The following is a 12,705-nucleotide window of genomic DNA, read 5'->3' on the forward strand; positions in this document are numbered from 1 at the left end:
TGCCCGGTTCGCCGGGGTCGAGGAGGTGGTCGAGCCCGTGCCGGCGGACGTGGTCGCCGTGGACGACGGGGGCGAGGAGGCCGTCGCGGAGGCCGTGGGGCGGCTGGCGCGGTTGCGGGCCGAGGGGCGCAGCGGGGAGGCGCACGTGCTGTTGGCCGAGGCCGCGCGGTGGCCCGCCGGCCGGCTGCCGCTGCTCGCGGACGCGCTGCACCGGGCCGGGCTCGGCGCCGACTGGGTCACGCTGCTGTGGGAGGCCGCCGCGCTGCCCGCCGAGCAGCTGGTCGCCGCCGCCGGCACGCTCACCGCGGCCGGACGGGACGACGACGGGCGGCAGCTGCTGCGGCAGGGCGTGGCGCGGCCCGCGGAGCAGATCGGCGCGGCCGTGCTGCGGCTGGACGGCGAAGGGCGGGAACGGGAGGCGCGGGCCCTGCTGGACGCCTACGTACGCGTCCGCACCCCCGAGGAGGCCGCCCGGTGCGTCGCCGCCGATCCCGGGCGGCTGGTCCCGCTGCTGCTCCGGGCCGCGCTCGGCGTCTCCGACGAGCGGCACTGGGATCTCGTACACGCCTTGCGCGTCGCCGGGCACACCGCGTGACGGGAGCGTGGGGCAGTGTCCCGATCTGCCGCGGTCCGTCCCGACGGGCTGCCCGGCGATCACCCGCAGGAGTGTGAAACGTGATCGACTCAGCGGGTTGACGACGATGGTCTTGGCAAGGGCCGTCCGGAGGCTTACTTTCGTCCCTCTACCGTCTGCTCTACGGGCGTAGAGGCTCTGACGTCGTGTCGAAGGAGCAGCTCATGGCCAACGTCGTCCGCGCCGCTCTGGTCCAGGCGACCTGGACCGGCGACACCGAGTCCATGGTGGCGAAACACGAGGAGCACGCCCGCGAGGCCGCCCGCCGGGGAGCCGCGGTCATCGGCTTCCAGGAAGTCTTCAACACCCCCTACTTCTGCCAGGTCCAGGAGCCGGAGCACTACCGCTGGGCCGAGCCGGTCCCCGACGGGCCGACCGTGCGCCGGATGCGGGAGCTGGCACGCGAGACCGGCATGGTGATCGTCGTACCGGTCTTCGAGGTCGAGCAGTCCGGCTTCTACTACAACACCGCCGCCGTGATCGACGCGGACGGCTCCTACCTCGGCAAGTACCGCAAGCACCACATCCCCCAGGTCAGGGGCTTCTGGGAGAAGTACTACTTCAAGCCGGGGAACCTGGGCTGGCCCGTCTTCGACACCGCCGTCGGCAAGGTCGGCGTCTACATCTGCTACGACCGGCACTTCCCGGAGGGCTGGCGGCAACTCGGACTCAACGGCGCCCAGTTGGTCTACAACCCGTCCGCCACCCACCGGGGCCTGTCCGCCCACCTGTGGCGGCTGGAGCAGCCCGCCGCGGCCGTCGCCAACGAGTACTTCGTCGCCGCCATCAACCGGGTGGGGCAGGAGGAGTACGGCGACAACGACTTCTACGGCACCTCGTACTTCGTCGATCCGCGCGGGCAGTTCGTGGGCGCGGTCGCCAGCGACACGAGCGAGGAACTCCTCGTCCGCGACCTGGACTTCGACCTCATCGAGGAAGTGCGGCAGCAGTGGGCCTTCTACCGCGACCGCCGCCCCGACGCCTACGAAGGGCTGGTGCAGCCGTGACCGACCTCTACGCCCGCCACCGCCGGGTCCTGCCCGACTGGCTCGCCCTCTACTACGACGACCCGATCGAGATCAGCCACGGCGAGGGGCGGTACGTCTGGGACTCCGCCGGGCGCCGGTACCTGGACTTCTTCGGCGGCATCCTGACCACGCTGACCGCGCACGCGCTGCCCGAGGTGACCAAGGCGGTCAGCGAGCAGGCCGCCCGGATCATCCACTCCTCCACCCTCTACCTCAACCGGCCGATGGTCGAACTCGCCGAGCGCGTCGCCCAGGTGAGCGGCATCCCGGACGCCCGGGTGTTCTTCACCACCTCCGGCACCGAGGCCAACGACACCGCCCTGCTGCTCGCCACCACCTACCGGCGCAGCAACACCCTGCTCGCCATGCGGAACAGCTACCACGGCCGGTCCTTCAGCGCGATCGGCATCACCGGCAACCGCGCCTGGTCCCCGACCTCCCTGTCCCCGCTGCAGACCCTGTACGTCCACGGCGGCGTGCGCACCCGGGGGCCCTTCGCCCACCTCGACGACCGTGCCTTCATCGACGCCTGTGTCGCCGACCTGAAGGACCTCCTCGGCCACACCCGGCCGCCCGCCGCGCTGATCGCCGAACCCGTCCAGGGCGTCGGCGGGTTCACCTCCCCGCCCGACGGTCTCTACGCCGCCTTCCGCCAGGTCCTGCGGGACCACGGCATCCTGTGGATCGCCGACGAGGTGCAGACCGGCTGGGGCCGCACCGGCGACCACTTCTGGGGCTGGCAGGCGCACGCCCGCAGCGGCCCCCCGGACATCGTCACCTTCGCCAAGGGCATCGGCAACGGCATGTCCGTCGGTGGCGTCATCGCCCGTGCCGAGATCATGAACTGCCTGGACGCCCAGAGCATCTCCACCTTCGGCGGCACCCAGGTCACCATGGCCGCCGCCCTCGCGAACCTCGCCTACCTCCTCGAACACGACCTCCAGGGCAACGCCCGGCGCGTCGGCGGCCTGCTCATCGAGCGGCTGCGGGCGGTCGGCGCCCAGCTGCCCGGCGTCCGGGAGGTGCGCGGACGCGGGCTGATGATCGGCGTCGAACTGGTCCGGCCGGGCACGGACGAGGCCGATCCGCAGGCCCTCGCGGCCGTCCTGGAGGCGGCCCGGGAGGGCGGGCTGCTCATCGGCAAGGGCGGCGGGCACGACACCAGCGCCCTGCGGATCACCCCGCCGCTGTCGCTGACCGTCGCCGAGGCCGAGGAGGGCGCGGCCCTCCTGGAGCACGCGTTGCGGAGCACGTACTAGAGAACGGGCGTACGGCCATGACCAGCACCTCGGAGGACCGCCACGGCCCCGCACCGGAACCCGCGCTCTCCGTGCGCCAGGTGCTGACCCTGGAGCGCGTGCTCGCCGGAGAGCCCGAGGTGGTGGCGGGCAGAGCACAGCTCGACCGGCCGGTGCGCTGGGTGCACGTCGCCGAGGCCGCCGACGTCGGGGTGATGCTCAGCGGCGGCGAGATGGTCCTCACCACCGGGGTGCTGCTCGCCGGGGACGAGGCCCGGCAGGCCGAGTACATCCGGTCCCTGCACCGGGCGGAGGCGGCGGCCGTCGTCCTCGGCCTCGGCCGGGCCTTCCCCGCACCGCCCGAGGTGATGCGCCGGGCCGCCGAACGGTGCGGGCTGCCCATGGTCGTCCTGCACCGGCCGTTCCCCTTCGCCGAGCTGACGGAGGAGGTGCAGTCCCGGCTGGTGCGGCGCAAGTACGCCGCGATCAGCCTGTCGGAGACGGTACGGACCGCACTCACCGGGCTGATCACGGCCGGTGCCCCGCTGCAACGGCTGCTCGACGAGATCGCCCGGCACAGCGGCTGCCCGGTCGTCGTCACCAACCTCGCCCACCGCGTCCTCGGCACGGCGGGGGAGCGGTCCGCGGTGGACGACGTCCTGCGCGACTGGGAGCGGATCGCCCGGCAGGCGGGCGCCGGCACCGGCGACGGGTGGATCCGCGCCGAGCTGGGCGGGCGCGGGGAGCGGTGGGGCCGGCTGCTGCTGTGCGGCTACCGCGGCGACCCGGCCACCGGGCGGCTGCTCGCCGACCGGGCCGCCGAGGCCCTGGTGCTGCACCGGATGCTCGGCGGCGGCTGTGCGCACAGCTGGGAGGAGCAGTCCGCGCAGAGCCTGCTGACCGACCTCGTCTCCGGGGTCGTACCGGCCCGGCAGCTGCTGCCGCGGGCCCGGGCGGCCGGACTGCCCGTGAACCGGCGGACCTTCGTCCCGCTCGTCGTCCGAGGCCCCGGACCGGACCGGCTCGACCGGGTGCTGCGCCTGCTGGGGCTGCCCGGGCTCGCCGCCGAGCTCGCCGACGGAACCGCCACCGTGCTGCTCAGCCTCGCCCGCGACCAGGACGCCGGGGCGCTCACCGCGCACTTCGCGACCCGGCTGCGGGCGGAGTCCGAGGCCGTGGTCGCCGCCGCCGATCCCCGCACCGCCTGGGAGGAGGTGCCCGCGGGGCTGCGCGAGGCCCGGCATGTCGCCGACGCCGTCGCCGGCTCCTCCGCCGCCCTCGACCTGCCCGCCGTCGTCCGCCTCAAGGACGTCCACCTGCGCGGACTGATCCGGCTGCTGCGCGACGACCCGCAGGTGCAGTCCTTCGCCGAGCGCGAGCTGGACGGGCTGCTGTGCGCGGCCGAACCGGAGCTGCTGAACGTCCTGCGCACCTATCTGGCGACGGGCCGCAACAAGTCCCGCACCGCCCAGCTCCACCACGTCTCCCGGCCGGCCCTCTACCGCCGCCTGGAGGCCATACAGGCCCGCCTTGGTGTCGACCTGGACGACTTCGAACAGGCGGCATCCGTGCACATCGCGCTCCTCGCGCACGACGCGCAACAGGGGTGAAACATGCGACGACCTGCGACAACGGCGGTGAAACATGGGACCGGACACGCGTGACACGGTGGCACGCCGACCGCCCGCGGACGTGACACTCTGCCAGTCCAACCGGCTTGCCACGCTTTCTAGGCTCGGCCCACACCGAGCTACCGGAGGTCCCGATGAGCCGAGTGATCCGTGCCGCCCTCTTCCAGACCGCCTGGACCGGCGACAAGGAGTCCATGATCCAGGTGCACGAGCAGGCGGCCCGCGACGCCGCCGCCCAGGGCGCCCACGTCCTCTGCTTCCAGGAGCTGTTCTACGGCCCCTACTTCTGCCAGGTCCAGGACAAGGCGTTCTACGAGTACGCCGAGCGGATCCCCGAGGGCCCGACCGTCCGGCGCTTCCAGGCCCTCGCCCGCGAGCTGGGCATCGTCCTGGTGCTGCCGATGTACGAGGAGGAGCAGCCCGGCGTCCTGTACAACACCGCCGCCGTGATCGACGCGGACGGCTCCTACCTCGGCAAGTACCGCAAGACCCACATCCCCCAGGTGCAGGGTTTCTGGGAGAAGTTCTACTTCCGCCCCGGCAACAGCGGCTGGCCCGTCTTCGACACCGCCGCCGGCCGGATCGGCGTCTACATCTGCTACGACCGGCACTTCCCGGAGGGCTGGCGGGCGCTGGGCCTCGCCGGCGCCGAGATCGTCTTCAACCCCTCGGCCACCTCGCGCGGCCTGTCCCGCTACCTCTGGCAGCTGGAGCAGCCGGCGGCGGCCGTCGCCAACGAGTACTTCGTCGGCGCGATCAACCGGGTCGGCGTCGAGGACCTGGGCGACAACGACTTCTACGGCACCACGTACTTCGTGGACCCCGAGGCCCGGTTCGTCGGCGAGGTCGCGAGCGACAAGGAGACCGAACTCGTCGTCCGCGACCTGGACCTGGCCGCACTCCGCGAGGTCCGCGACCGCTGGCAGTTCTACCGCGACCGGGCACCGGGGACGTACGGGCCGCTGACCGAGTTGTAGGGAGCGCCCCGAAGGGGCGCGGGACTGTGTTCGACATGCGGCTACCGCCGCGCGGGCGCGAGCGACCACCACGCACCCGCACCTGACCACGAAGAGAGGCCCCCATGACCCGCCGAACAGCAATCTGCGGTGGCCTGGTCATCACCGCGTCCGACGAGATCCACGCCGACGTCCTGATCGAGGACACCCGCATCGCCGCCCTCGCCGTGCCCGGCACCCACAGCTGGAGCGCGGACCGCACGATCGACGCCACCGGCAAGTACGTCATCCCGGGCGGCGTCGACGCCCACACCCACATGGAGCTGCCGTTCGGCGGCACCTTCGCCTCCGACACCTTCGAGACCGGCACCCGGGCCGCCGCCTGGGGCGGCACGACGACCATCGTGGACTTCGCGGTGCAGAGCGTCGGCCACACCCTGCGCGAGGGCCTGGACGCCTGGCACGCCAAGGCCGAGGGCAACTGCGCGATCGACTACGCCTTCCACATGATCGTCTCCGATGTGAACCAGGAGACGCTCAAGGAGATGGACCTGCTGGTCGAGGAGGGCGTGACCAGCTTCAAGCAGTTCATGGCCTACCCGGGCGTCTTCTACTCCGACGACGGGCAGATCCTGCGCGCCATGCAGCGCTCCGCCGACAACGGCGGGCTGATCATGATGCACGCCGAGAACGGCATCGCCATCGACGTACTGGTCGAACAGGCCCTGGCCCGGGGCGAGACGGACCCCCGCTACCACGGGGAGGTGCGCAAGGCCCTGCTGGAGGCCGAGGCCACGCACCGCGCCATCAGGCTCGCGCAGGTCGCCGGAGCCCCCCTGTACGTCGTGCACGTCTCGGCGATGGAGGCCGTCGCGGAGCTGGCCAGGGCCCGCGACGAAGGGCTCCACGTGTTCGGCGAGACCTGCCCGCAGTACCTGTTCCTGTCCACCGACAACCTCGCCGAGCCCGGCTTCGAGGGCGCCAAGTACGTGTGCAGCACCCCGCTGCGGCCCCGCGAGCACCAGGCGCACCTCTGGAAGGGCCTGCGGACCAACGACCTCCAGGTCGTCTCCACCGACCACTGCCCCTTCTGCTTCACCGGGCAGAAGGAACTGGGCCGGGGCGACTTCTCCAGGATCCCCAACGGGCTGCCCGGCGTGGAGAACCGCATGGACCTGCTCCACCAGGCGGTCGTGGACGGGCACATCTCACGCCGCCGCTGGATCGAGATCGCCTGCGCCACCCCGGCCCGGATGTTCGGCATGTACCCGAAGAAGGGCACCATCGCCCCGGGCGCCGACGCGGACGTGGTCCTCTACGACCCGCACGCCGAGCAGGTGCTGTCCGCCGAGACCCACCACATGAACGTCGACTACTCGGCGTACGAGGGACGGCGGGTCACCGGCCGCGTCGAGACGGTCCTGTCGCGCGGTGAACTCGTCATCGACCGCCGGGAGTACACCGGTCGCGCCGGACACGGCGCCTACATCCCGCGCTCCACCTGTCAGTACCTCCACTAGGAGTGGCGCCCATGGACTTCGGACTCGTCCTGCAGACCGACCCGCCCGCCTCTCGCGTCGTCAGCCTGATGAAGCGGGCCGAGCGCAACGGCTTCCGCTACGGCTGGACCTTCGACTCCGCCGTGCTCTGGCAGGAGCCGTTCGTGATCTACAGCCAGATCCTCGCGAACACACAGAAACTGAAGGTCGGCCCGATGGTCACCAACCCGGGCACCCGCACCTGGGAGGTCACCGCCTCCACCTTCGCCACCCTCAACGACATGTTCGGCAACCGCACCGTCTGCGGCATCGGCCGCGGCGACTCCGCGATGCGCGTCGCCGGCCGCAAACCCAACACCCTCGCCCGGATCAGCGAGGCCATGAAGGTCATCCGCGCCCTCGGCCGCGGCGAGGAGGCCGACCTCGGCGGCACGAAGATCCGTTTCCCGTGGATCCGGGAGGGCGCCGAAGTACCCGTCTGGATGGCCGCCTACGGCCCGAAGGCCCTGAAGATGACCGGCGAGGAGGCCGACGGCTTCATCCTCCAGCTCGCCGACCTGTACCTGACCGCATACATGGTGAAGGCCGTCAAGGACGCCGCGGTGGCCGCCGGCCGCGACCCGTCCGAGGTGACCATCTGCGTCGCCGCCCCCGCGTACGTCACCGAGGACGACTCGCCCGAGGCCCTCGCGCACGCCCGCGACCAGTGCCGCTGGTTCGGCGGCATGGTCGGCAACCACGTCGCCGACCTCGTCGCCAGGTACGGCGAGCACTCCGCCCAGGTCCCCCAGGAACTCACCGACTACATCAAGGCCCGGCAGGGCTACGACTACGCCCACCACGGGCGCAGCGGCAACCCGGACACCCAGTTCGTCCCCGACGAGATCGTGGACCGGTTCTGCGTCATCGGCCCGGCCGAGAAACACATCGAGAAACTGACCGCGCTGCGCGCCCTGGGCGTCGACCAGTTCGCGGTGTACGACATGCACGACGCCCAGGAGGCCACCATCGAGGCCTACGGCAGTCGCGTCATCCCCGCCGTCAACTCCTGACCGCCCTCCCGCGGTTCCCGCTCCCCCTCTTGGTCACCCCTCCCCGCCGTCCCGGGGAGGGGGCTGGTGCCCGCACGGCCTCTCCCGATCCGCCCTCCCCGATTGGCCAGCCCATGACCGAAACCGCTCCTCCCGCCGTTCCGATATCCGGCCAGGTCACCCTCCCCGACGGGCGCGTGGAACTCGCTCCCGGCACACCCCCGCCCAGCGGCCCCTACGCCAACGAGGACCTGCTCCCGGTCCCCGCGGCGGGGCGCACCTGGACCACGTACAACTTCTCCGCCCTGTGGGTCGGCATGGCCCACAACACCGCGTCCTGGACCCTGGCCTCCGGGCTGATCGCGGTCGGCATGGACTGGAAGCAGGCGGTGTTCACCATCGCCCTCGCCAACCTCGTCGTGCTGGTGCCGATGCTGCTGACCGGGCACGCGGGCCCCAAGTACGGCATCCCCTTCCCGGTGTTCGCCCGCGCCTCCTTCGGGGTGCGCGGCGCCAATCTCCCCGCCGTCGTACGGGCGCTCGTGGCGTGCGGCTGGTTCGGCATCCAGACCTGGATCGGCGGCGAGGCGATCTACTTCCTCGCCGGGAAACTGATCGGCGACGGCTGGTCGGACGCCTCGCACATCGGCGGCTACGCCTGGACCATGTGGCTGTCCTTCGCGATCTTCTGGGCGATCCAGGTCGCGATCATCTGCCGGGGCATGGAGACCATCCGCCGCTTCGAGAACTGGGCCGCGCCCTTCGTCCTCGTCGGCGCGTTCGTGATGCTGTGGTGGATGAGCGGCAAGGCCGGGGGTGTCGGCCCGCTCTTCGACCAGCCGTCCCGGCTGGGCTGGGGCGGCGACTTCTGGAAGCTGTTCTGGCCCTCCCTCATGGGCATGATCGGCTTCTGGTCCACGCTGTCGCTGAACATCCCCGACTTCACCCGCTACGGAAGGAGCCAGCGCGCCCAGACCTGGGGCCAGGCCCTCGGCCTGCCCACCACGATGACCCTCTTCGCGTTCCTCTCCGTGCTCGTCACGTCCGGCTCGCAGGCCGTGTACGGCCAACCGGTCTGGGATCCGGTGCAGCTGGCCGCGAAGACGGACAACGTGGTGGGACTGCTCTACGCGCTGGTCACCGTGCTGGTGGCCACCCTGTCCGTGAACATCGCGGCGAACCTGGTCTCCCCGGCCTTCGACTTCTCCAACGTCGCGCCCAGAAAGGTGAGTTTCCGCGCGGGCGCCCTGATCACGGCGGTCCTCGCCGTACTGATCTTCCCGTGGAAGCTGTACTCCGACCCGCAGGGCTACATCTTCACCTGGCTCGGCCTGGTCGGCGGTCTGCTCGGCACGGTCGCGGGCATCCTCGTCGCCGACTACTGGCTGCTGCGCCGCACCCGGCTGGACCTCACCGACCTCTACCGGTCGGGCGGCCGGTACTGGTACGCGGGCGGCTGGAACTGGCGGGCGGTCGCCGCCTTCCTGGCCGGCGGTGTCCTCGCGGTCGGCGGCGCCGACTTCGACCCCCTCGTCGACGGCCGCCCGATCCCCGCCCTGGCCCCCCTCGCCGACTACGGCTGGGCGGTGGGCCTGTGCACCTCCCTGCTGCTGTACGTGGGCCTGACCCTGGCACGGCGTCCGGCGTCACGGTGACGGCGATGCCGGACACGCCTCGACCGCGGCGAACGCCTCGGCCCGGGCGAGTCGCACCGCCACCTCACCGGCGTCCGTCCTGAGGAGGAGCCGGCCGTCCCCGGTCCGCACCGGCGTGCCGCACACGACCCCCGACGGGGTGCGCACCAGGATCCGGGGGCCGGCCTTCTCGGGGCCGTACCAGGTCAGAGCCACCGCGGTGACCAGCAGAGCCCCGCAGGCGATGGTCAGCGCCACGCCGCGGGTGAGGGCCCGTACCGTGCGCCGGGTCTCCATGTGGTCGCCCAGGTGCAGCGCGGCGGCCGGAGCGGGCACACCGGTCGGCAGCCGGACCCCGGTGGGCGCGCCGTGCGCGGCCCGGAGCAGCAGCAGCGCGCCGAGCGTGCCGCACAGCAGGCACAGCAGCAGCGCGCCGCCCACCAGCGCGTCGTACGGGGAGGCCAGCTTGCCCACGTCGGTACGGCCCTTGACCAGGCCGAAGCCGAGCAGCCCGGCGAACAGGGCCGCGAGCCCGTTGCGCCAGGCGAGCGCGGCCTCCCGGGCCCGGGACAGCTCACCGGCGAGCAACTCCCGGGTCTGCCGCGCCGCCTGGCGGTCCGCCGGGGTCCCCGGCGGCCCCGGCCGCACCTGCCAGTGCGCGGTCATCCGCGCTCCACCAGCACGTTCCAGTAGGCGCCGCAGCCCGTCTCGTCGGCCGGCCGGCCGGGATGCCCGGCCTCGCACGCGCAGAGCACCGGCACGTGCGCCGGCCGGGGCGTGCGGCGCGGCGCGCGGAACACCCGGTCCGTGTGCGTGTACGTGAAGGCGCAGCCGCACCGGGGACACCGGCCGTACAGCACGACCACGCCGGCGTCCGCGGCCTCGACGCGAAGACCGGTCGTGTAGCGCACGGCGTAGTCGTCGTGCGTCGTCTCCAGGTACGGCACCGAAGTGCCCGGTCCAGGACCGGAGTTCGTCACGGTCCCCCTCCTCGCCCGCGGCCTCGCCAGGGCCTCCAGCATGCCCGCCGGGCGGCGGCCGGGCCATGGCGGATCGGGCGGAAACCGGCCGGGAGCCGGGCGTTGTCCGGCAGGATGCCGGTGAGGCGCGCCGGACCCGGCTGCCGGACCACGGAAGCGGGCACCATGGCGGCGGAGGGGATGACACATGAGCGAAGCCGGGACCGTGCCCGTGGCCGACCGCGCCGCCGCCGCGCTCGCCCGCACCGACGGATTCTCCGTACCGGTCGAACCCGAGGCCTACACGGGCGTACGAGGCCGGGAACTGGACGCCCTGACCGGCGAACTGGAGGCGCTGCTGGCCGAATTGACGGACACCGAGGGCGGTGCGGCGACGGCCGCCGCGGTGGCGGCCCGGCTCGGACGGTGCCGGGCCGTACGGTTCCTGCTGGAGGGCCGGCAGGCCGACCGGGAGCGAGCGCTGGCGCTGCTGCTGGAGGCCCGTGGGTCGGACCTGCTCGGCGAGGAGGAACGGGAGGCCGCGTACCGGAGCCTCGTGGCGCTGGTCGGGTCCCGGATGGTGCGGCTCAGCCGCGAGGTCCTGGGCGGAGCCGAGGACCAGTGGACCGCCGATCGGCTCGTGACCCTCGCCGCGCTCGGCACCCCCCTCACCCAGGGCGGGGAGGGCGTGGTGGAGGACAGCGCGCTGCTCGTCCGGCTGCTCCTGGAACGCGAGCACCCGCAGATGACCCCCCGGCTCCGCGACAACCTCACGCTGTACGGCGAGATGTCCGAGGCGATGCTGGCCGGTGACACCGGCAGGTTCGTCCGCGGCGGCCGGCACGTCCTCGCCAACCTGGCGGACGAAGCGCTGCCGACGCCCTTGGGCACCCTGCTGGCGCTGCTGCTCGGGCACATGGAGCGGACGCTCACCGACTCCGCACGGTGGCCCGACAGGGGCCACGACACGCCGGCCGAGACCGCCGACGAGGCCACGGAGGTCCGGAACACCATGGCCCAGTTCCTGGCCATGGCCGAGGTGATGTCCCCCGGGACCGTCGGGCCGGGCAACGTGTCCGCGCTCCTCGCCGAACTGTCGGGGAACGGCGCCGCCACGGGGGCGGAGGGCCGCGCACCCCTGCCGTCCAGGATGGTCGCCGCCCTCGTCCACGTCGCCCTCGCCGTCCGCACCGGCGACATGGAGGGGTTCCGGCAGGCGCTGCGGCTGATGCACGAGGCGGCGGCCGACGGGGAACTCGACAGCCGTACGCACGGCGAGTGGCTCCGGACCGTCGTGCCCGGAGTGCTCCTCGGGGCCGCCCTCACCGGCGGCAGCCTCCAGGACGAGGACATGGCCCGGGAGGTGTTCGAGGCCCTGCGGTGGGACGACGACCCGATGAGCGTCGACGCCGCCAACCTGCGCGTGTGCGGGCAGGCCGCGCGGCTCATGGCGCGGCTGACGTCCGCTCTGGACCGGCGCGACGTCGAGGGGGTGGAGGACGTCATCGACGCGCTGTGCGAGCTGGAACTGGACGAGACCTACGCCGGCGCCGAGGAGTGGACCGGCGCCCTGACCGCCTTCGTCCTCGGCGCCGCCTACCTCGGCCGGGTCGTGCACGCCCCGGCGGGGGACGGCCGGACCTCGGACCTGCGGGCGGCCGTGCACCACCTCCACCGGGCCGTGGAGACATCGGTGGACATGCCCGCCATGCGGGACCTCCTCGACATCACCTGGGCCCCGCTGATCACGCTGACGGCGATCGCCGAGTCGGACCCGGGCCGCATCGCCGAGGGCGTGCGGCGCGCCCGGGCCGCACTGGAACGCACCGGATTCAGCGCCGAGTTCCGGCCCCGGGCCCGCGGCGGCATCGCGATCGCCCTCGACACCCTGCACCAGCTCACCGGGGAGACCGCGGCGCTGGACGAGGCGATCGCCGAGCTGACGCGGGCGCTGACCGAACTGCCCGACGGCGCGCCGGGCGGCGCCGGACTCACCTGGGACCTGGCCGCGCTGCGCGCCAAACGCGCCGCCCTCCGCACGGACGCGCCCGGAGCCGACGACGACCTGCGGGCCGCCGTCGACCTCGCCCGCGCC

General features: G+C 72.9%; 10 protein-coding genes and 1 pseudogene. 9 read left to right on the forward strand and 2 right to left on the reverse strand.

The window, feature by feature from the left end:
- The 8 genes and pseudogenes from CCN44_RS38435 to CCN44_RS38470 form a co-directional block, all read left to right on the forward strand.
- Nucleotides 1–595, forward strand: a pseudogene (locus tag CCN44_RS38435) (hypothetical protein); the annotation flags it as partial.
- 203 nt (nucleotides 596–798) lie between these two features.
- A complete protein-coding gene (locus CCN44_RS38440) occupies nucleotides 799–1,641 on the forward strand; it encodes a nitrilase-related carbon-nitrogen hydrolase (RefSeq protein ID WP_059254109.1) in 843 nt (280 codons plus the stop codon).
- Nucleotides 1,638–2,921 carry an aspartate aminotransferase family protein gene (locus CCN44_RS38445; RefSeq protein WP_086703471.1) on the forward strand — a complete coding sequence of 428 codons (1,284 nt, stop codon included), beginning with the start codon at nucleotides 1,638–1,640 and terminating at the stop codon, nucleotides 2,919–2,921. The genes CCN44_RS38440 and CCN44_RS38445 overlap by 4 nt, the downstream gene beginning before the upstream one ends.
- A 17-nt stretch (nucleotides 2,922–2,938) precedes the next feature.
- The gene (locus CCN44_RS38450) at nucleotides 2,939–4,510 is read left to right on the forward strand and encodes a PucR family transcriptional regulator (protein ID WP_086703474.1); all 1,572 of its coding nucleotides are present in this window, start codon (nucleotides 2,939–2,941) and stop codon (nucleotides 4,508–4,510) included.
- 155 nt (nucleotides 4,511–4,665) lie between these two features.
- Nucleotides 4,666–5,508 (forward strand): nitrilase-related carbon-nitrogen hydrolase, encoded by an 843-nt coding sequence (locus CCN44_RS38455; protein WP_059254115.1) that lies wholly within the window; start codon nucleotides 4,666–4,668, stop codon nucleotides 5,506–5,508.
- A gap of 104 nt (nucleotides 5,509–5,612) precedes the next feature.
- Nucleotides 5,613–7,007, forward strand: coding sequence for a dihydropyrimidinase (gene hydA, locus CCN44_RS38460; RefSeq protein ID WP_059254117.1), 1,395 nt, complete (start codon nucleotides 5,613–5,615; stop codon nucleotides 7,005–7,007).
- A gap of 11 nt (nucleotides 7,008–7,018) precedes the next feature.
- A complete protein-coding gene (locus CCN44_RS38465) occupies nucleotides 7,019–8,038 on the forward strand; it encodes a TIGR03842 family LLM class F420-dependent oxidoreductase (RefSeq protein WP_059254119.1) in 1,020 nt (339 codons plus the stop codon).
- Between the two features lie 113 nt (nucleotides 8,039–8,151).
- Nucleotides 8,152–9,672 (forward strand): NCS1 family nucleobase:cation symporter-1, encoded by a 1,521-nt coding sequence (locus CCN44_RS38470; RefSeq protein WP_059254120.1) that lies wholly within the window; start codon nucleotides 8,152–8,154, stop codon nucleotides 9,670–9,672.
- On the opposite strand, the gene CCN44_RS38475 is transcribed toward CCN44_RS38470, so the two are convergent.
- Entirely contained in the window at nucleotides 9,664–10,317 is a 654-nt protein-coding gene (locus CCN44_RS38475) for a hypothetical protein (RefSeq protein ID WP_086703478.1), read from the reverse strand. The genes CCN44_RS38470 and CCN44_RS38475 overlap by 9 nt on opposite strands.
- The gene (locus CCN44_RS38480; RefSeq protein ID WP_223283729.1) at nucleotides 10,314–10,631 is read right to left on the reverse strand and encodes a hypothetical protein; all 318 of its coding nucleotides are present in this window, start codon (nucleotides 10,629–10,631) and stop codon (nucleotides 10,314–10,316) included. Before CCN44_RS38480 ends, CCN44_RS38475 begins: the two co-directional genes overlap by 4 nt.
- A 187-nt stretch (nucleotides 10,632–10,818) precedes the next feature.
- On the opposite strand from CCN44_RS38480, the gene CCN44_RS47560 reads away from it, so the two are divergent.
- Nucleotides 10,819–12,705: hypothetical protein (locus CCN44_RS47560; RefSeq protein ID WP_143650313.1), on the forward strand; the 1,887-nt coding region annotated here is incomplete at its 3' end.

It is taken from the genome of Streptomyces tricolor (genome assembly GCF_002155905.1).
GTDB lineage: Bacteria > Actinomycetota > Actinomycetes > Streptomycetales > Streptomycetaceae > Streptomyces > Streptomyces tricolor.